6 protein-coding genes and 2 pseudogenes are annotated in these 21091 nt (G+C 71.6%); 1 reads left to right on the top strand and 7 read right to left on the bottom strand.

The features are described 5' to 3' along the window. Positions 1-22: 22 nt before the first annotated feature. Positions 23-1068: pseudogene (locus ACGFWE_RS09095) on the bottom strand (S66 peptidase family protein). Between the two features lie 84 nt (positions 1069-1152). Here ACGFWE_RS09095 and aroQ point away from each other — a divergent pair. Beyond that, positions 1153-1626, top strand: coding sequence for a type II 3-dehydroquinate dehydratase (gene aroQ / locus ACGFWE_RS09090; RefSeq protein WP_352382617.1), 474 nt, complete (start codon positions 1153-1155; stop codon positions 1624-1626). 36 nt (positions 1627-1662) lie between these two features. Here aroQ and ACGFWE_RS09085 read toward each other — a convergent pair whose 3' ends face one another. The 6 genes and pseudogenes from ACGFWE_RS09085 to ACGFWE_RS09060 all read right to left on the bottom strand — a co-directional run bounded on the left by ACGFWE_RS09085 (position 1663) and on the right by ACGFWE_RS09060 (position 21055). Then, complete coding sequence (locus ACGFWE_RS09085) at positions 1663-2415, bottom strand: amino acid ABC transporter ATP-binding protein (RefSeq protein ID WP_352382615.1); 753 nt, start codon at positions 2413-2415, stop codon at positions 1663-1665. Then, positions 2412-3302: an amino acid ABC transporter permease gene (locus tag ACGFWE_RS09080; protein ID WP_393599010.1), complete on the bottom strand. Its 891-nt coding sequence runs from the start codon at positions 3300-3302 to the stop codon at positions 2412-2414. Before ACGFWE_RS09080 ends, ACGFWE_RS09085 begins: the two co-directional genes overlap by 4 nt. Next, positions 3299-4183: an ABC transporter substrate-binding protein gene (locus tag ACGFWE_RS09075; RefSeq protein WP_393599008.1), complete on the bottom strand. Its 885-nt coding sequence runs from the start codon at positions 4181-4183 to the stop codon at positions 3299-3301. The genes ACGFWE_RS09080 and ACGFWE_RS09075 overlap by 4 nt, the downstream gene beginning before the upstream one ends. A 494-nt stretch (positions 4184-4677) precedes the next feature. After that, a complete protein-coding gene (locus ACGFWE_RS09070) occupies positions 4678-5616 on the bottom strand; it encodes a MerR family transcriptional regulator (RefSeq protein ID WP_393599006.1) in 939 nt (312 codons plus the stop codon). Between the two features lie 392 nt (positions 5617-6008). After that, positions 6009-6792: pseudogene (locus ACGFWE_RS09065) on the bottom strand (IS5 family transposase); the annotation flags it as partial. Between the two features lie 61 nt (positions 6793-6853). After that, on the bottom strand, positions 6854-21055 hold the full coding sequence (locus ACGFWE_RS09060) for an amino acid adenylation domain-containing protein (RefSeq protein WP_393599004.1): 14202 nt from the start codon (positions 21053-21055) through the stop codon (positions 6854-6856). Positions 21056-21091: the final 36 nt, after the last annotated feature.

Here is a 21091-nt window from a genome sequence, read left to right as displayed (position 1 = left end):
AATCCGGAGCAGGCTCGCCTGATCAGTACGTGACGGTGATGCGCCGGGCGGGACCGTCGACGCGCACGAGACCGCCGTAGGGGATGACGAGTTGGGGATCGGTGTGGCCGTAGTCCACATCGAAGACGACGGTGGTGTGCGGGGCATAGCTGCGCATGGCCCTCAGTACGGCCTCGCGCTGGTCGGCGGCGTAACGCTCGCCTCCTCCGGGCTGTTGGGGCGCTCGAAGGACCACGTCTTGGGGCGGCCCCACAGCAGTGCGGAGAACCGCTGGAGGTGCCCGCGCTCGCCCATGTTGCGCAGGGTGCGGAAGACCTCGACGTCGCTCGGCATCTCCTCCGAGGTCTCCAGGAGCAGCACTCCGCCGTCGTACCGACTCAGGTCACGCGCGATCTCGCGGTCGGCCATCAGCAGCCAGCCCAGGATCTCCAGGCAACCGCCCCAGGCCCGGCCCTCCACCACCCGGTCGGCGTTCACCCAGGTCCAGCCGTTGCCGGGACGGGTCTCCGGTTCGGAGTCGAAGGTGGCGGGGTCTGCCCAGTCACGGTCGACGTCCCGCCAGTGGGCGGCGGGACTCAGTTCGTACGCGCCCGAAGTGAACAGGGCCGCCCGCAGGGAGTCGGCGGTCAGCGCGCTCATGGCGACCGGCCGTCCGAGCGCGGTCATCACGGTCGCGCCGTGGTAGCCGACGATGCCGGTGTTGTACAGATAGGCGAGCAGGTTGGTGTTGTCGCTCATCCCGAAGAACGGCTTCGGGTTGGCCCGGATCAACTCCCGGTCCAGGTACGGCAGTACGGTGATCTGGTCGTCACCGCCGATGGACGCCATGACCGCCTTGACGCTCGGGTCGGCGAACGCGGCATGGATGTCGGCGGCGCGCTCCTGGGGCGTCGAGCCCATCCTGCGGGTCGACGGATACTCGACCGGCTCCAGCCCGTACTCCTCGCGCAGCCGCTCGAGCCCGAGCTCGTAGGGGCGCGGGAAGAGCCCCGGCAGACCTGCGCCCGGGGAGATGACGGCTATGCGGTCGCCGGGTACGGGCTTGGGCGGATACGAGATCGTCGTCATGCCCGGAGGCTACGGGCCGCACCGCACGCGGCGCACCGTGATAAACCGGGTCCGAGCAGCCCGCTGTCACCGACCGGAGGAACCGTGCCCCGCACCCTGGCCAACGCCCCGATCATGGTCCTCAACGGCCCCAACCTGAACCTGCTGGGCCAGCGTCAGCCGGAGATCTACGGCAAGGACACCCTCGCCGACGTCGAGGCCCTGTGCGCCAAGGCGGCGGCCGCGCACGGCGGCACGGTGGACTTCCGGCAGTCCAACCATGAGGGCGAACTGGTCGACTGGATCCACGAGGCGCGCCTGAACCACTGCGGGATCGTCATCAACCCCGGCGCCTACTCGCACACGTCGGTCGCGATCCTGGACGCGCTCAACACCTGTGACGGGCTGCCGGTGCTGGAGGTGCACATCTCCAACATCCACCAGCGCGAGTCCTTCCGGCACCACTCCTACGTCTCGCTGCGGGCGGACGGGGTCATCGCAGGATGCGGGGTGCAGGGATACGTGTTCGGCGTGGAGCGGGTCGCGGCACTGGTGGGACCGGCACGGGCCCAGGCATAGGGGGCTGTAAGACCCGCTCGCAATGGCGGGCACCCCTTACAACCGCCCCGCCTCCACGATCCGCCGCAGGAAGCGCTGGGTGCGCTCCTGCTGTGGGTCGCCGAAGATCTGCGCGGCGGTCCCGCGCTCGAGCACCACACCCGAGTCCAGAAAACACACCTGGTCGGCGACCTCGCGCGCGAAGCCCATCTCGTGCGTGGCCAGCATCATGGTCATCCCGTCGCCCTTCAGGTCGCGCACGACGTTCAGGACCTCGCCCACCAGCTCCGGGTCGAGGGCCGCGGTGATCTCGTCGAGCAGGAGCAGACGCGGACGTACGGCGAGGGCCCGCACGATCGCCACCCGCTGCTGCTGACCACCGCTGAGCCGGTCCGGGTACTCGCCGGCCCTGCCGGCCAGCCCGAGCCGCTCCAGGAGCTCACGGGCGTGCTCCTCGGCCTCCGCCCGGGCCACCCCGTGCACCCGGCGCGGGGCCAGCGTGATGTTCTCCAGCACCGTCATGTGCGGAAAGAGGTTGTACGCCTGGAACACCACGCCGATACGGCGCCGTACCGCGTCCTGGTCGGCACGCGGATCGGTGATCTCCTCGCCGTCCAACCAGATGGCGCCGTCGTCGATCTCCTCCAGGAGGTTGGCGCAGCGCAGCAGCGTCGACTTGCCGGAGCCGGAGGCACCGATCAGCGCGGTCACCGTGTGCGGGGCGACCTCCAGGTCGACGTCCCGCAGCACGACCGTGTCACCGAAGGTCTTGCGGACGGACTCCATCCGCAGCACCGGTGCGTCGCTCATGTGGTACCTCCCTGGGCCCGCTGACGGTCCATCCGTGCCGTCACCCAGTCCGTGAAGCGGGTCATCGGGATGGTCAGCGCCACGAACACCAGGCCCGCGACGATGTACGGCGTGTAGTTGAGGCTCCGGCCGACGATGATGTCGGCGGCCCGTACGGCGTCGATGGCGCCCCCGATCGACACCAGACCGGTGTCCTTCTGGAGGGACACCAGGTCGTTCAGCAGGGGCGGCACCTGGCGGCGCACCGCCTGCGGCAGCACCACGTACCGCAGGGCCTGCCGGTTGGAGAGCCCGAGCGAACGGGCCGCGGCGCGCTGCGAGGGGTGCACGGACTCGATGCCGGCGCGGAACACCTCGGCCACGTACGCCGAATACGTCAACGTGAGGGCCGTACCGCCCAGCAGCACCGGGTCGACCGTGACCCCCTGGAGCCGCAGCGCCGGGACGCCCAGGACGACGATCATGAGGTTGATGATGAGCGGAAGCCCGCGGAAGAAGTCCGTGTAGGCGGCGGCCAGGAAGCGCAGCGGGAAGAACACCGGGCCGCGCAGTGTGCGCGCGATGGCGATCAGCATGCCGAGCACCAGCACGGCGACACCGCAGATCAGCAGCAGCCGGACGTTCAGCCACAGCCCTTCGAGGACCTTGGGGAACGCCTCGCGCGCGTACTGCCCGCTGAAGAACGTCTCCTTGGTGCGCGGCCAGCCCGGCGCGTTGACGACGACCAGGTAGAGGACGACGGCGGTGACCAGCGTCGAGACCGCGGCGATCGCCGTCGCGCGGCGGGCGCGGGTGCGCTTGAGGCGCTCCCGCTCGATCCGCCGCTGCGACGGCGCGTAGGAGCCACCGGCGCCTTCCTGGCCGGCCTCGTCCTTAGTGAGCGTCACTTGAGCACCGGTGCGTCGACGGCGTCCGACAGCCACTCCTGCTCCAGCTCGGCGAGCGTGCCGTCCTTGCGCAGGGCGTCCACGGCGCCGGTCACGCAGGAGGTGAGGGCGCTGCCCTTGTCGAGCACGAGCCCGAACTGCTCCGGCGTGCCGCCCTGGTTCTCGAACTGCCCGACGATCGTGCCGTCGGTCACCTCGGCCGCGGTGATGTAGAAGGCGGTCGGAAGGTCGACGACGATGGCGTCCACCTGCTTGTTCTCCAGCGCGGACTTGGCCTGGTCGTTCTTGGCGTACGCGGCGGCCTGCTGCGTCGGCTTCACCACGTCCTCGATGTAGTTGAGGCTCGTGGTGCCGACCTGGGCGCCCAGCTTGAGGCCCTTCAGGTCGGCGATGCTCGTCGCCTTGGCGGCCGTGGTGCCCTTGAGCGCGATGACGGCCTGGCGCACGTCGTAGTAGCCGGAGGAGAAGTCCACGGCCTTCCTGCGCTCGGCGCTGATCGACACCTGGTTGATGTCGAAGTCGAAGGTCTTCTCCCCGGGTGCGAAGGCCTTGTTGAAGGGGACGCTCTGCCAGACGACGGCGCTCTTGTCGTAGCCGAGCTGCTTCGCCACCGCGTACGCGACCGCCGACTCGAAGCCCTTGCCGTTCGCGGGCTTGTCGTCCTTGAACCACGGCTCGTACGCCGGCTCGTCGGTCGCGATCGTCAGCTTGCCGGAGGTCTGGGTGGCCAGCTTGCCCGGGGCGCAGGTGGTTCCGGTCGACCCCGAGGCCTTGGCGGTCGCGTCGTCGTCAGGCTGCGGAGCACAGCCGACGGCGGTGGCGAGCAGGGCAATGGATGCCGCGGCGACGGCGCTGCGCAGTGCGCGGGGGGCAGGGTGCATGGCGGGAGAGTGACAGTCCACTGTCCCGTTTGTCGAGGTCACGACGCCAATTGTCCGCATATTGGGAACGGGTGTTGCATTTTTGTGAACTGTCTTCAGACAGGGCGCCGGGCCGCCGGTCGAGGGCGGGGATGAAAGACCGGCGGCCCATACCGCGCAGGAGCCGTCATCCTGTGCGGGGCTGCTTCCAGTTGACTGCGCAACCATGTGCGCCGGGAGCGCGTGTGTGACACCGGCGTGTGTGAAGAGTTCACACGGGGCGCGCGCGAAGGGGCATGCGCGGGGCGCATGCCCACGAGTTCACCACCCCGGATCCCGGCTCACCTCGACCAATGTGGCAACGTCCTCCAAGCGTCAGGGACGAAGAACGAGAGCGGGGGAGACCGGCGACGCGGCCACCTGAAGTACGACCGGGGCACTCATCAACCGATCATTTGCGGCGGCGTTTTCACCCGATGCCAGCCGCGTCCGGCCCATGCCGCCTTGCGGCTCCGTCACTGCTGTGTCCGGACGCGCAGAGCCTGGACGGACCAGTCGAATACTGGAGCCAGACTCTCCGGGGCCGGCCAGCCGTTGACGACTGCGAGCAGCTGGAGGTATCGCTCTCTGCGGGGGTCGTTCACGCTCTCCAGCCGAGTCGCCAGCCGGCGGCAAAGCTCGATGTCGTCGGGGCGGCCGAGGAGGTGCGCGTAGTGCGCCGTGAACGCCGCGACGATCGGATCGGCCTCGGGCGAGGCCGGGTCGATGCCGGCGGTCAGGGCCGGGCCGGCCTGGTCACGGACGGCTGCGGTGATGTCGCGGCGCGGGACCATCGTGGCGCCTCGGGTCTGCTCGGCTGCCTGGTCCTCGACCATCCGCCGCACCATGGTGCGGAAATTCGGGTCCAGGGACATTTCCGCCAACTCCACCCACGCCTGGACCTGTTCTGCCTCCGGGTTGTCGGGCAGCTCGGGGGTCATCGTGCGCATGACCCCCGCGAATGCGGGGGCGGCGTCAAGACCACCGAAGACGGCGTCGAGGAAGTCGCCGTTCAGACGTCGGCGTTCGTCCTCGGAAAGTTGGGCCAGCCGGTGCATGAGTTCCGTCTCCTCGGGTGTGGACCCGCGCTCGGCCACCGCCGTCAGGACCGCGCGTCGCAGGCGCAGGACCCGGATCTGCACTGCCAGTGCTTCGGCGTGTGCCGCGGCGACCTCGGGAAGCGAGAGCTCGCGGTCCACGACTTTGCGGATCGTGGGAAGGTCCAGTCCCAGCTCGCGCAGGGTCCGTACGAGGTCCAGGCGTGCGACGGCGTCGATGTTGTAGAGGCGGTAGCCGGCCGGGCTGCGGTCCGTCGGCGCCACGATTGCGCGATCGGAGTAGAACCGAATGGTCTTGACCGTGAGACCGGTCCGTTGAGCGAGTTCGCCGATCGAGTAAAGCGTGTCGCCGTCCATGCCCCCACCTTTGTGTCTCCCCCTACTGGAGACTCAAGTCCCGTCGCCTGCCAGCAGGCAACCACTCCTCATCCACAAGTCTTGACAATTCCTCGACTTCTTCTAGTCGTAGGCGACGGTTGAGGCGCGCGGTATCCCGTCGGCGTCGGTCCAGGTGAGGGCGAAGCTCTTCATGGTGATCGTCAATCGTTGGCCCGCGGGTGATGCCGCTGCGTGTACCGACGCCGCCCTCGCCCCCTCGTGACCTGCGCGGCCCCGAGGCTCGTCGCCCTGCCCGGAGTCGGCATCGAGACGGCCGGCCGGCTGCTGATCACCGCCGGAGACAACCCCGACCGGCTCCGGTCCGGTACCGATCGCCGTACTAAGAGGTTCTGACAAAAGCGTTGGACGTGGCGGTGGGTGATCAGGCAGACGGCGAGGCCGAGGAAGGCTTCGTGGATGTCGTCGCGTCGTTCCCAGCGGATGCGCAGGCGTCGGAAGCCGTGCAGCCACGAGATGGTGCATTCGACAACCCAGCGGAAGATGCCCAGGCCGGTGCCGAGTGGCTGGCCGCGTTCGGCGATCGCCGGGCGAATGCCTCGCTCGCGTAGGAGACGCCGGTACTTGTCGTGGTCGTAACCTCGGTCCGCGAAAAGGGTGTCGGGTCGTCGCCGGGGTCGTCGACGGTGCCGGCCACGGATGGGATCTTGTCGAGCAGGGGCAGGAGTCGGGTGGCGTCGTTGCGGTTCCCGCCGGTCAGGGGCACCGCGAGCGGGATGCCCTGGCCGTCGGTGATGACGTGGTGCTTGCTGCCCGGCCGTGCGCGGTCGACCGGGCTGGGACCGCTTTTGGGCCCCGGCGTGCGGCCCGGACGTGGGAGGAGTCGCTCACCGCCCGCGACCAGTCGAGCTTGTCCTTCGACCGCAGTTTCTGCAGTAGCAGCACGTGCAGATGGTCCCAGACGCCCGCTCCGTTCCAGGCCGCCAGACGCCGCCAGCAGGTCATCACCGAGCCGAAGCCCAGCTCCTGGGGCTGGTACTCCCACTGGATGCCGGTATGCAGCACGAACAGGATCCCGCACAACGCCTGCCGGTCCGGCACCCTCGGCCGACCCTCGACCTGCTTCGGCCCAGGCTCTGGCAGCAACGGCTCGATGAGCGACCGCAGTTCATCCGAGACGATCCACCAGGCCGACAGTCAAATGATCAACTGCTTTTGTCAGAGCCAGTCGAAGGGTGTCTCACGTGGCGGCGTCACCTCAGATCTCCCATTCGGCTTCGATCTCATCGATCTCGTCCTGGAGCAGATCCACCAGTGACAGGTCGGACGGCATGAGTCCGCGCGTGTCCGGGGAGGTGAGGGCGTACTTCGTCAGCGCCTGCAGGGCCTCGGACCAAAGGTCGGTCAGAGACCGGATCTCCGGTTCCTCGAAGAGTCCGTCCGGCCAGGACCAGGTCATGCTCAACTCCGCTCCCCCCGGCCGGTCGTGGACGACCGCATTCAGCTCCAGGGAGTGGGAGAACGGCATGCCCGGATCCGTGGGGGCGATGCGCACGTCCTCCGGCGCCGCGCCCCAGTCGGCCGGGCCGGCGGGGTCCGTACGTACCCGTCCCAGGAAATTGAACGCGATCTGCGGGGCGGGTGCGTGGCGGAGCACGGCGGCGGTCCGCGGGTTCAGATGGCGGAGCAGGCCGTACCCCCTGCCCTTGCCGGGCAGGGCGCGAATCTGCTCCCGTACCCGGTCGAGCGCGGTGCCCGCGGCGGGACCGCCGTCCCGGACCTCGTGCCACCTGACGCCCGGGTCCGTCCGGAAAGGGTGTGCGGCGGTGAACCAGCCGACCGTGCGCGACAGGTCCAACTCGCCGGTCTCGTCCCGGCCGTGTCCCTCCAGGGTCAGCAGTACCTGACTGCCGCCCCCGTTCCCGCGCCGCCGCCGCCACTCCGCGAGGGCCAGCGCGAACCCGGTCAGCAGTACCTCGTCCACGTGGGCGGCCGCCGCGGCGGGTACCGTGGTCAGGAGCGCTTCGGTGAGCTCGGCCGGCAGCACCGCCCGGTGATGCCGGGCGGTGGCCTTGGTGTCCCGGGCGGGGTCCAGGGGGCGGTCGGCGAGCACGGGATCCGGTGCCGACGTCATCCGTTCCCAGAAGGGGAGTTCGGTCTCGACGGCTTCGCCGCGGGCCTGCTCGGCGAGCCCGCTCGCCCAGGTGCGGAACGATGTGCGGACGGGCTCCAGGACGATCTCGCGTCCGGCTGCGGCGTCGAGCCAGCCGGACATCAGGTCCGGGGCGAGGATCCGCCACGACACCCCGTCGACCACCAGGTGGTGCAGCATCAGCAGCAGCCGCCCGGACCGGTCGCCGCCTGCGTCGAACCAGACCGCGCGGACCATGGCGCCGTCCTCGGGGGACAGCTCCTGGCGCACGGCCTCGGCGTTCTCGGCCAAGGCGGCCTCCAGCTCGGGTTCCGTGTGCGCGCAGACGTCGACCCGGCGAACGCAGTGGGACGCGTCCGTCGTCCCGGCCGGCAGGACGTCCAGGGCCCAGCCGTCCGTGCCGGACCGGTCCAGGCGCGCGCGGAGCACGTCGTGGTGGTCGAACACGGCCTGCAGGGCGGTGACGAGCGAGTCCTGGGTCAGGCCTGCGGGTACCCGCAGCAGCACGGCTTGGTTGAATCCGTCTATCGGGCCGCCGAGTTCCCGCAGCCATCCCATGATCGGGGTGAGCGGCACGGATCCGCTGCCGGGGTCGTGCGCCGTGGACCGGTCGTCCGGTGCGGCCGCGACCAGGGCGAGGCCCGCCACGGTCTGGTGCTGGAAGACGTCCCGCGGCGTCAGCACCAGCCCGGCCCGCCGGGCCCGGCTCACCAGCTGGATGGAGACGATGCTGTCGCCGCCCATTGCGAAGAAGTTGTCGTCGACAGTGACCTCCGGCACCCCGAGCAGCTCCGCGAACAACGCGCACAGCACCCGCTCTCGGTCGTTGCGCGGGCCTCGGCCGCCGCCGCCCGAGTAGTCGGGCGCCGGCAGCGCGGAGCGGTTCAGCTTGCCGGTGAGGGTCAGAGGCAGCGCCTCCAGCGCCACGATGGCCGAAGGCACCATGTAGTCCGGCAGGACCGCGGCGACGTGACTGCGCAGCGCGGCCGGGTCGAGGATGCCGGCGGCCACCGGCACGACGTAGGCGACGAGGCGCTTTTCGCCGGGGCGGTCCTCGCGCACCACGACGACGGTCTGGGCCGTGCCAGGGTACGACGCCAGCGCGGACTCGACCTCGCCCAGCTCGATGCGGAAGCCGCGCACCTTGACCTGGGCATCGGCGCGGCCGACGAACTCGAGTACGCCGTCGGCGCGCCAGCGCACCATGTCGCCGGTCCGGTACATGCGCGTCGCGGCAGGTCCGAAGGGGTCGGCTACGAACCGCTCCGCCGTCAGGGCCGGCCGGCCGACGTAACCGCGGGCCAGCCCGTCGCCCGCCACGTACAGCTCGCCCGTGACGCCAGGGGGTACGGGTCGCATGCCCTCGTCGAGGACGTACACCCGGGTGTTGTCGAGCGGTCTGCCTATGGGGAAGGAGTTCCGTTCGATGTCCTCGTCGGTGATCGCGTGGTGGACGACCGCCAGCGTCGCCTCGGTGGGTCCGTAACTGTTGGTGAGCCGCGCTCCGGCGTTGTGTTCGCGGACCTTGCGGACCGCCGCCGCCGACACGGTGTCGCCGCCGATGGTGACGTGGCGCAGGTCGCGGAAGCTCTCCGGATGGTTCTCGGCGAGCAGCCGGAAGATCCCTTCGTTGAACGGGCCAACGGTCACCCCGCCTTCGATCACGGTCGCGGCGAGGGCGGCGATGTCCGTGGACTCGCCCTCCAGGGCGACGATGCGCACACCGCTGAGCAGCGGCACCCACAGTTCGTAGGTGGAGGCATCGAACGACGAGGGATGGTGCATGAGTTGCCGGTCGCCCGCCTCGAGCTCCCACCAGCGGTCCTCGACCAGGCCGACGACATTGCGGTGGGTCACCGCGACGCCCTTCGGCTCACCCGTGGAGCCTGACGTGTACATGATATAGGCGAGCTGGTCGGGGTGAATGGTCACCTGCGGACGGTCCGCTGGACCGGCCGGGGCCTCGCCGTCCGGCCCCGGCTCGAGTTCGTCGAAGAGTACGACGGTGGCGGAGGTCTCGGGAATCAGCGCGGACATCGTGCGGTCGGACAGCACGACCACGCTGCGGGTGCCGTCCAGGATGTGGCGCAGCCTGGCCTGCGGACTGCGGCCGTCCAGCGGCACGTAGACCGCGCCGGCCTTGGCGACGGCGATCGTCCCCACGATGTTGTCGGCCCGTTGTCCCAGCAGCAGGGCCACCCGGTCCTCCGCGCGGACACCGCGGTCGATCAGGGCCCGCGCCACGCGGTCGCTGAGGGCGTCGAGTTGCTCGTACGTCAGCTCCAGCGCTCCGCAGACCAGCGCCAGGTCCTTGGGCGCGCGAGCCACCTGCTGCCGGAACAGCTCGGGCAGTGACAGCTGGGGGACCGCGTGCGCGGTGTCGTTGCGGACGACCAGCAGCTCGTGCCGTTCCTCGTCGCCGAGCAGGTCGAGGCTGCCGACGGGCAGGTCGGGTTCCGCGACGGCCGCCGCCAGCAACCGCTCGAACCGGGCCGCGAGCATCGAGACGGTGGACCGGTCGAACAGGTCCTCGGCGTACTCGATCCGGCCGAGGATTCCGTCCGCCGCGCCGTCTCCGCCGTACCGTTCCCACAGGCTGACCGACAGGTCGAACTTGGCGACGGGGGCCTCGGCGCCCTCGACGCTCACGTCCAGCCCGGCGAGGCCGACCTCGGGCCGCCCGGTGTTGTGCAGTACGAGCATGATCTGGAACAGCGGGTGCCGGCTCAGCGACCGCACCGGGTTCAGCTCCTCCACCAGCCGCTCGAACGGCAGGTCCTGATGCGTGTAGGCGGCGAGGTCGGTCTCCCGGACGCGGGCGAGCAGTTCGCGGAACGTCGGGTTGCCGGCCGTATCGGTCCGTAGCACCAGAGTGTTGACGAAGAAGCCGACCAGCTCGGCGAGGGCGTCGTCGGTGCGGCCCGCGATCGGGGTACCGAGCGGGATGTCGGTGCCCGCGCCGAGCCGGGTGAGCAGGGTGGCGAGGCCGGCCTGGAGCACCATGAAGGCGCTGACACCGTTCGCTCTGGCCAGTGCCATCACCCCGGCGTGGGTTCCGGCGTCGAGCGCCAGGGGCACGCCGGCCCCACGGTAGGTCGCGACCTCGGGACGCGGACGGTCGGTGGGCAGGTCCAGCTCTTCCGGCAGGCCGTCGAGCGCGGCCGTCCAGTAGCCGAGCTGGCGGGAGAGCTGACTGTCCGGGTCGTCCGCGTGGCCCAGCAGCTCGCGATGCCACAGGGCGTAGTCCGCGTACTGCACCGGCAGCGGTGTCCACGCCGGTGCGCCGCCGCCGTGGCGGCGGGAGCCGTATGCCTGGGACAGGTCGCGTAGCAGGGGAGTGAGGGACCAGCCGTCGCTGGCGATGTGGTGCATCACCACGACGAGCACCGCACGGTCGCCCGCAGTGAGCAGCCGGGCCCGCAGCGGCGGCTGGCCGACCAGGTCGAAGCCGCGCAGGACGGTCTCGGCGATCGCCTCCGGCAGCCCCTCGGGGCCGACCTCGGACTCTTCCAGGGCCGGAGCGCCCGCGTCGGGATCCAGGATGCGCTGGCTGGGCTTGCCGTCACGCTCGGGGAAGACCGTGCGCAGACTCTCGTGCCGGCCCACGACGTCGCGCAGGGCCGCGCGCAGTGCGGGGCGGTCGATCTCGCCCTCGACGCGCAGCACGAGCGGGACGTTGTAGGTGGCGCTGGGGCCTTCCAGCCGGTTGAGGAACCACAGACGGCGCTGGGCGAAGGACAGCGGAACGGTGTCACCCCGGTCCGCCGGGACCAGCAGGGGCCGGGCCTCGTCCGGGCTGGTGAGGCGAGCGGCGATCCCGGCGACGCTCGGCGAGTCGAAGATCGCCTTGACGCCCACCCGCACACCGAGAGTGGAGGCGATCCGGCTGAGCAGCCGCATCGCGAGCAGCGAATGGCCGCCCAGGGCGAAGAAGTCGTCGTCGATTCCCACCCGGTCCCTGCCGAGCACGTCGGCGAACAGCCCGCAGAGGATCTCCTCCTCCGGGGTACGCGGTGCCCGCGCCACTGCCGAGGCGCCGAACTCGGGTACGGGCAGCGCTGTCCGGTCGGCCTTGCCGTTGGCGGTCAGCGGTAGCCGGTCCAGGAGGACGACCGCGTCCGGCACCATGTACGCGGGGAGGATCTCCGCGAGGTGCGTGCCCAGCGCCTGGGGTGCCAGCCCGGGACCGTCCCCGGTCCCGGGGACGACGTACGCCACCAGCCGCTGGTCGCCCGGGTCGTCCCCGCGCACCAGCACGAGGACCTGCGCCACGCCGGGGGCGGACAGCAGCGCCGCCTCGACCTCCCCGGGCTCGATGCGGAAGCCGCGGAGCTTCACCTGTTGGTCGGCGCGGCCCACGTACTCCAGGGTCCCGGCGGAGTTCCACCGCATCCGGTCCCCGGTGCGGTACATCCGCGCACCGGCCGGCCCGTACGGGTCGGCCACGAACCGCTCGGCCGTGGTGGCGGGCCTGCCCAGGTAGCCACGGGCCAGACCGTTGCCCGCGACGTACAGCTCGCCCACCACGCCGTCCGGAACCGGCCGCAGCGTCGCGTCCAGCACGTAGGCGCGGGTGTTCCACATCGGACGGCCGAGCCGGACGGGACCCACGGGCAGCGCGCGTCCGGCCGGGACCCGGTGGTCGAGGACACCGATGGTGGTCTCGGTCGGGCCGTAGTGGTTGATCACCGCGACATCGGGGTGACGGGCGCGCCACGCGGTGAGCTGCTCGCCGCGCAGCGCCTCGCCGCCGATCATCAGCTCGACGGTCGGCGAGCAGACGTCGGGCAGGGAGTCGAGGAGCGGCAGATGGCTCGGGGTGACCTTCAGGAAGGTCAGCCCGCCCGGCACCGCCAGCCTCTCGTCCAGGTCCGCCACGAACAGGCAGCCACCGGCCAGCAGGGTGCCGTAGAGCGTGGTGAGTCCGAGGTCGAAGGAGAGCGGCGAGTGCAGCAGGGTACGGCCGGCCAGGCCCGGGTACTCCATGGCGGCTCGCAGCGCGTACCCGGCGACGGAGCGCTGCTCCACGAGGACCCCCTTGGGGGTGCCCGTGGAGCCCGAGGTGTAGACGACGTAGGCGTCGTCCGACGGGCTGACGGGTGCGGCCCTGTCGCTGTCGCGGAGGTCGGTGCCGGGACAGCCCGCCAACGCGTTCGCTACCTCTGCGCGATCCACCGCCAGCACCTGCGCCGAGCTCCCGGTCAGGTGCGGAGCGGAGGCGAGCACGGCCTCGGTCGTCAGCAGCAGGGTGGGCCGGGCGTCCGCCAGCAGGAGAGCGACCCGGTCGCCGGGGTGTTCGGGGTCCAGCGGCAGGTACGCGGCGCCCGCCTTGCCCACGGCCAGCATCGCCGTGACGGCCTCCGCCGAACGGGGAAAGGCCAGCGCGACCAGGGTTCCGGCGCCGGCTCCGTGGCCGACCAGGAGCCGGGCCAGCTGGTTGGCGCGGAAGTTGAGCTGCTCGTACGTCAGCTCCAGCTCCCCGCACACGAGCGCGGGGGCCCCGGGAGTCCGGGAGGCCTGTGCTTCGAACAGCTGCGGCAGGGTGGCGTCGGACACCTCGTGCGCGGTGTCGGTACGGAGGACCAGCAGTTCCCGGCGCTCCTGGTCGTCCAGCACCGGCAGGGCGCTGATCGGCAGGTCCGGATCCGTCAGCGCGCCCTCGAGCAGCCGGACGAACCGGCCGGTCAGCGCCTCCACGGTGGACCGGTCGAAGCGGTCGGCCGAGTAGCCCGCGGCGGCCACCATGCCGTCGGGCTCGCCCCGGTCGTCGAACCGCTCGGCCACACTGAGGAGCAGGTCGAACTTGGCCATGTCGGGGTCGAACTGCTCGACCGTGGCCCGCAGGCCCGGGAACTCCAGCTCGGGCCGCGCCAGGTTCTGGAGGATCAGCTTGACCTGGAAGAGGGGATGGCGGCTGAGTGAACGGCGCGGGTTGAGCGCCTCCACCAGCCGTTCGAACGGCAGGTCCTGGTGGCCGAAGGCCGCGATGTCCGCCTCGCGGGTACGTTCCAGCAGCTCGCCGAAGGACGGATCGCCCGCGGTGTCGACCCGCAGCACCAGCGAGTTGACGAAGAATCCGACCAGGTCGTCGAGGGCCTCGTCGGTGCGGCCGGTCACCGACCCGCCGACGGGGATGTCCGTACCGGCGCCGAGGCGGGTCAGCAGGGCCGTCAGCGTGGCGTGCAGCACCATGAACACGGTGACACCGTGGGCACGGGCCAGTCGCAGCACCGCACGGTGTGCCTCGGCCGTCAGCCCGAACGGGACGAGCCCTCCGCGCCCGCTGGGGACAGCGGGGCGCGGCCGGTCGGCGGGCAGCGCGATCTCCTCCGGGAGGCCCGCCAGCGCCTTCGTCCAGTAGGCGAGCTGCCGTGACATCGAGCTGCCCGGATCGGTCTCCTCGCCCAGCATGTCGCGCTGCCAGAGGGTGTGGTCGGGGTACTGCACGAGCAGCGGCGCCCAGTCGGGTTCCCGCCCCTCGAGGGCGGCCGCGTAGGCGACGGACAGGTCACGGGCGAGCGGAGCCGTGGACCATCCGTCGCTCGCGATGTGGTGGGTCACTACGACCAGCACGTGCTCCCGCGGCCCCAACGCCAGGAGCCGGCACCGCAACGGGGGCTCGCAGGTCACGTCGAAGCCCCGGCCGGCCTCCCGGGCGATCAAGGCGTCCAGGTCCTGCCCGGCCGCGTCCACCAGGGGGAGAGCGGGCCTGGCCCGGGCGGGATCGAGGACGACCTGACGGGGGACCCCGTCCTGCTCCGGGAAGACGGTCCGCAGGCTCTCGTGGCGGGCCGCCACGGAGCCGACCGCGGTGGCCAGCGCGGCCGTGTCGAGATCCCCGGAAAGGCGCACCGCCAGCGGGATGTTGTAGGTGCCGGCGGCGGGGTCCAGCCGGTTGATGAACCACAGCCCGCGCTGGGCGTAGGACAGCGGGAGGTTCTCCGGCCGCTCCCTGCGGGCGGCCGGGCCGCGACCGGCAGGTCCGGCGGTGGGCAGCTGCGCGGCCAGGCCCGCGACGGTAGGCGCCGCGAAGAGCGCGGCGACACCGAGATCGGTGCCGAGCGCGGAGCGCACCCGGGCCATCAGCCGGGTCGCCAGCAGCGAATGGCCGCCCAGGGAGAAGAAGTTGTCGTCGATGCCGACACCGTCGACTTCCAGGACGTCGGCGAACATTCCCCGGAGGATCTCCTCCACCGCGGTACGGGGCTCACGGACGTCGCCGGCCGCGAAGTCCGGCATCGGCAGCGCCTTGCGGTCCACCTTCCCGTTGAGAGTCAGCGGCAGGGCGGTCAGCGGGACCAGGACCGAGGGGACCATGTGCTCCGGCAGGACGGCGGCCAGCGCCTCCCGTACGGACCGGACGTCCGCGGTGCCCACCACGTAGCCGGCGAGCTGCCGGTGCTCGCCGGGGGCCGTGACCACGACGGCCACCGCGTCGGAGACCCCTTCACAGGCCCGCAGCTGCGCCTCGACCTCCCCCAGCTCGATCCGCCGGCCCCGGATCTTCACCTGCGTGTCCCGGCGGCCGAGGAACTCCAGCCGGCCGTCGGGGCGGTGCCGGACCCGGTCCCCAGTGCGGTACATGACGCTGCCGTCGGCCGCGAAGGGATCGGGCACGAACGCGGCGGCGGTCCTGCCCGGGTCGTCCAGGTACCCCCGGCCGACACCCGCACCGGCGACGTACAGGTCGCCGGTGATTCCCGCGGGCACCGGCTGGAGTTCGTCGCTCAGCACGTAGAGCAGGGTGTTGCGGACCGGTCGGCCGATCGGCGTCGTGGTCCCCGGCTCCCAGGACCCCTCCGCCGTGATCAGGGCATGGGTGACGTCGTCCGAGCACTCGGTCGGGCCGTATGCGTTGACCAGCGGGATGCCGTCGAAGCGGGCGAACCAGCGCAGGCAGAGCTCTCCGGGCAGCTCTTCGCCGGTGACGACCAGCAGCCGCAGGGCCGGAAGGGCCGGAACCCGCGTGCCGTCGTCCCAGGCATCCAGAGCCGCCCGCAGCACGGACGGCACGACCTCGAGCACTGTGACGGCCTGGTCCCCGGCCCGGCGGAACAGGCCCGGGGCGTCGGCCGCGAGGGCGTCCCCGACGGCGAGCACGCGGCCGCCGACCACCAGCGGCGCGATCATCTGCCAGACGGACACGTCGAAGGTCAGCGGGGCGTTCTGGACCACCGTGTCCAGGGCGGTCAGACTGAGGCCGTCGACCTTGGCCAGCAGGTGGTTGTTCATTCCCCGGTGGTGCACCATCGCGCCCTTGGGGCGCCCGGTGGAGCCCGAGGTGAAGATGACGTAAGCGAGCTGTCCCGGGGCGGGCGCCGCCGGGTCGGCGCCGGGTGCGCCGGAGTCCGGGCCGAGCCGGAGCACCTCCGGTTCGGGGTCCGCCGCCCGGGCGGCCTCGGCGGCCGCCCCGTGGCACCCGGGCCCGGCCAGCAGCCAGCGTGCGCGGGCGTCGGACAGCAGGGCGGCCGTACGGGCGGCCGGTGCGCGGCCGTCCAGAGGGAGATAGGCCGCTCCGGCGGCAAGGATGCCGAGGAAGGCGACGACCGCGGGGGTTCCGCGCTCGGCCAGCACGGCGACCACCGATTCCGGGACCACCCCGCGCGAGCGGAGCCGCCGGGCCAGGGAGTCGACGCGGGTCATCAGTTCGCGGTAAGTGACGTCCCCGTCGTCGTCTGTGATCGCGACGGCATCGGGGCGTTCGGCTGCGACCGTACGGACCCGGTCGACGACATCGGTCAGGGACTCAGGTGCCGCGGTCTCGTTCCACTCCTCCAGCAGGAGACGCCTCTCCTGCGCGGAGAGGATCGGGGCGCTTGCGATGCGCGTGCCGGGCGCCTCGGCGGCGACCGCGATCATCCGGACCAGCCGGGCGAGCATCGACTCGGCGGTGGCCCGTTCGAAGACGTCGGAGCGGTACTCCAGGGCTATGAGGATGCCGCCCGCCGCGTCCTGTGCCGAGAGGTCCTCCCGGACGTTGAACGAGAGATCGACCTTGGCGCTGCCGGTCGCGACGTCGAGGAGTCCCAGACTCAGCCCGGTGGGCTCGGGCAGCCGGCGCCGGGTGCCGTCCATCGAGAGCATGACCTGGAACAGGGGGTGGCGGGCCGTGGACCGAGTGGGGTTGAGGACGTCCACCAGCCGCTCGAAGGGCAGGTCCTGGTGCCCGTAGTCATCCAGGTTTCCCTGCCGCAGCCGGGCCAGGAGCTCCCGGAAGGTGGGGTTGCCGCCGGTGTCCGTCCGCAGTACGAGGGTGTTGGTGAAGAAGCCGACCAGGTCCTCGAGGGCGTCGTCCCCGCGTGCCGACACGGGGACGCCGACGGGGATGTCGGTGCCGGCGCCCAGCCGGGTCAGCAGCGCCGCGAGCGCGGCCTGCACGACCATGAACACGCTGGTGCCGCTGGACCGGGCCAGTTCGCCCACACGCTGGTGGAGTTCGGATCCGAGTTCAACGGTGACCAGACCGGCGGCGGTGGGCCCGGCCTTCGGCAGCGGACGGTCGAAGGGGAGGTCGAGCCCCTCGGGCAGGCCGTCCAGTCGCCGGGTCCAGTGGCCGAGCTGCCGCGCGGCGCGGCTGTGCGGGTCGTCCTCGGAACCCAGCATCCGGTGCTGCCAGGCGGCGTAGTCGGCGTACTGGACGCTCAGCGGCGGGAGTTCAAGGGATCGCCCATCGCGCCGGGCCTCGTAGGCGGCGACGAAGTCGCGCAGCAGCGGCGCGAGCGAATCGCCGTCGGCGCCGATGTGGTGGAGCAGCAGCAACAGCACGTGCCGGCCCGGTCCGAGGGTGAACAGTGCGGGCCGCAGGGGAGGTTCGCAAGACAGATCGAAGGGCTGCTCCACGGCCGAGGCCAGCCGGCCGGGCAGCTCCGCGTCGGTTACCGCGATGGCGGTGAACGCCTGGCGCGTGCCGGGCGGAAGGATCCGCTGTACGGGGACGCCCGCGATGTCCTGGTACACGGTGCGCAGGATCTCGTGCCGGTCGGTGAGGTCGCCGAGGGCCGACTCCAGTGCGGTCCGGTCGAGTTCGCCGGTGAGGGTGAGGACGAGCGGGATGTGGTAGGCGGCCCGGGATGCCTCCAGCTGGTGCAGGAACCACAGTCGCCGCTGGGCGTGGGAAAGCTCGAGGATGCCGTCCCGAGGCACTGGGGACAGCGCCGGGACGGCGGCCGCCGGGTCCACGAGGAGCTCCGCCAGCCGGGCCACGGTCGGAGCCGAGAACAGGGCTTCAACCCCGCACTCGACGCCGAGCTCGGCGCGGACGCGCCGACTCGTGCGGGCCGCCAGCAGGGATTGACCGCCCAGTGCGAAGAAGTCGTCGTCGATTCCTACGGAGTCCAGGCCCAGGGCCCGGGCGAAGATCTCGCACAGCACCCGCTCGCGGGGCGTGCGTGGCTCGCGCCGGGTCCGGGGGCCTGTCGGGGCGCCGGGGCGCGGCAGTGCGGCCCGGTCGGTCTTGCCGTTCGCCGTGACCGGTACGGCGTCCAGCACGGTGAAGGACGTGGGGACGAGGTGGCCGGGCAGGGTCGCGGCGACCTGGTCGCGGAGCGCGGCCCGGTCGAGCCCGCTGTCGGCGGGCACGACGTAGGCGGCCAGGGAGAGTTCGCCCGTCGCGTCCCGGTGTACCGCGGCGGCGGCCTGGCCGACGCCGGGCAGGCGCGTCAGTGCGGCCTCGACCTCTCCGAGCTCAACCCGGTAGCCGCGGATCTTGACCTGCTCGTCGGCGCGGCCGACGAACTCCAGCGGGCCGTCGCAGCGCTGCCGCACGAGGTCCCCGGTGCGGTACATGCGTTCGCCGGGCAGTCCGAAGGGGTTGGCGACGAACCGTTCCGCGGTGAGCCCAAAGCGGCCCAGGTAGCCGCGGGCCAGGCTGCCGCCCGCCACGTACAGCTCACCGGTGACACCAGGAGGCACCGGGAGCAACGCGGCGTCGAGCACATACACCCGAGTGCCGGCGATGGGACCGCCGATCGGCGGCACCTCACCGCTGCCCAGCGCGTCGCTCATCGTGGCGCACACGGTGGTTTCGGTGGGGCCGTAGCCGTTGACGAAGAGCCGGCCGGGCGACCAGCGCGACGCCAGCTCCGCGGAGGTCGCTTCACCCGCCACGAGGATTGTCATGTCCGGGGGCAGATCACCCTCGGCGTTCATGACGGCCAGCGAGGACGGCGGCAGGATCGCATGGGTGATGCCCGCCTCCCGGGTGAACGAGGCGAGCGGGTCGCCGGGCATCAGCCGGGCGCCGGGCGCCAGCACGAAGGTGGCCCCGGCGAGCAGGCCCATGCACAGTTCGGGCACCATCGCGTCGAAACCCATGGCGGCGAATTGCAGGATGCGGCTGCCGGGCGCCACTCCCAGCCGCCGGATGAAGGTCTCGGCCAGGTCGGGGATGCCCGTGTGCGTGACCACAACGCCCTTGGGACGTCCGGTGGAGCCCGAGGTGTAGATGACGTAGGCCGGGTGAGCGCCCGTGAGCGCGGCTGTCCGGTCGGCGTCCACCGGGTCGGTGTCCGGCCGGCCGGCCAGGTCGCGCATGGTTCCGGGCTCGTCGAGCAGCAGCGGGCGGCAGCCCGTGGCCTCGGCCACGGCTGCGGTGCCGGACTCCACGAGCACGCACAGGGGAGCGGCGTCACGCAGCACGTAGTCGATGCGCGCCGCCGGATACGCGGGGTCGATGGGCACGTAGGCGGCGCCCGTCTTGGCCACCGCGAGGGCGGCGACCACGAACTCCGGTGAACGCGACAGCAGCAGCGCGACGCGGGCCTCCGGCCCCACGCCCCGGGAGATCAGCACGTGGGCGAGGCGGTTGGCCCGCCGGTTCAGCTCCGCGTAGTCCAGGACGGTGCCGAGGTACTCGACGGCCGGGGCCGCCGGCGACTTTCGTACCTGCCGCTCGAAGAGCTCGGGAAGGGTCGGACCGGTCCGGTCCCGGTCCGCCTCGACGGGCGCCGGGGTCAGCTTTCCGATCTCGCCGGCACCGAGCAGACCGAGTCGGCCGACCGGTGTGCTCGGTTCGTCCAGGGCCCGCGCGACGCGGCCGATGAACTCCAGGTAGCGCTGCTGTACGGCGGTGGCCTCCCCGTCGCCGTACAGCTCGGGGTGGACGTCGAAGTCCACCCGGATCAGGCTGTCTCCAGCCCGGTCGTACACGCAGATGGTGAGGTCCTCGATGAGCCTGAGCGACATGTTGTGCGCTTCGATGGGGCTCCCGGCGAAGCGCAGGTCGTAGTCGAACGGCACCACGTTGACGAGCGGTCCGAAGAACCGGCGGTGGTCGTGCGGCAGCCCGAGGTCCCGTCGTAGGTCCTCGCCGCGGTAGCGCTGGTGGGACAGCAGGCCCCGCAGCGCCTCACGGGTTCCCGTCAGCAGTTCGGCCACGGTCGTACGCGGGGTGACGCTCACGCGCAGCGGCAGGACGTTGGCCACCATGCCGGGTGCGAGGCGGGCCCGCGCGTCGTGCCGGGCGGTGACCGGCAGCCCCAGCACCACGTCGGTGACTCCGGTCAGCCGGTGGAGGAAGGCCGCGGTCGCGGCGATCACGATGCGCGACCTGGAGACCCCGAGGCGCTCCGCCGCCGCCGTGAGGTCCCGCTGGACGTCCTGCGGGAGATGGGCGGTGTGCCGGACGAACTCGGCGGACGCACGGAGCGGCCGGGCCGACAGGGCGATCGGGTCCGGCCGGTCGGCCAGCCGCTCCCGCCAGTACGCGCCGTCGCGCCGGAAATCCTCCGAGCCGCGGTAGTCGGCGTCGGAAGCGAGCAGCGTGCGGACCGAAGCGAACGGACTGGGCTCCGGCTCGGAGCCTGCCGACAGGGCGTTGTAGACGTCCGCCACCCTGCGGACCAGGAGGGCCGCCCCCACGCCGTCGAGCAGGATGTGGTGGTAGGCGTGGTACCAGAACCAGCGCTCGGCACCGACGCGGAACAGGGCGTAGGTGAACAGCGGTGAAGTGGTGAGGTCGATCCTCCGGCGCAGGTCCCGCCCCATCCACTCCTCGGCGGCGCGCCGGGGGTCCGGTGTGCCGGACACGTCGACGGTCTCCAGGCGCCAGGGCGGCGGCGGTCCCACGAACTGGCGGGGTCCGTCCTCGGTGTCCAGGAGCCTGATGTGGAGGGCGTCCGCCTCGGCGAACACCTGCCGCAGGGCCTGCTCGAAGAGCGAGGGGTCCACGGGTCCGTGGATTTCCAGGTATTCGGCGGCCCTGAAGACAGGGCTGTCCGGATCGACCTGCGAGGCGAACCAGACCCCGGACTGAGCGCCGGTCAGAGGAAGGTTCTGCTCGCCGTCAGAGAAATACTGAGATCGGTCCATGGCTCCTCGCCACTCACTTCACTTGCGGATGTGCGG

This window comes from Streptomyces sp. NPDC048523, assembly GCF_043199815.1.
Classification (GTDB): domain Bacteria; phylum Actinomycetota; class Actinomycetes; order Streptomycetales; family Streptomycetaceae; genus Streptomyces.
The sequence above is the reverse complement of the archived record's forward strand: the minus strand, read 5'-3'. Positions and strand labels throughout refer to the sequence as shown.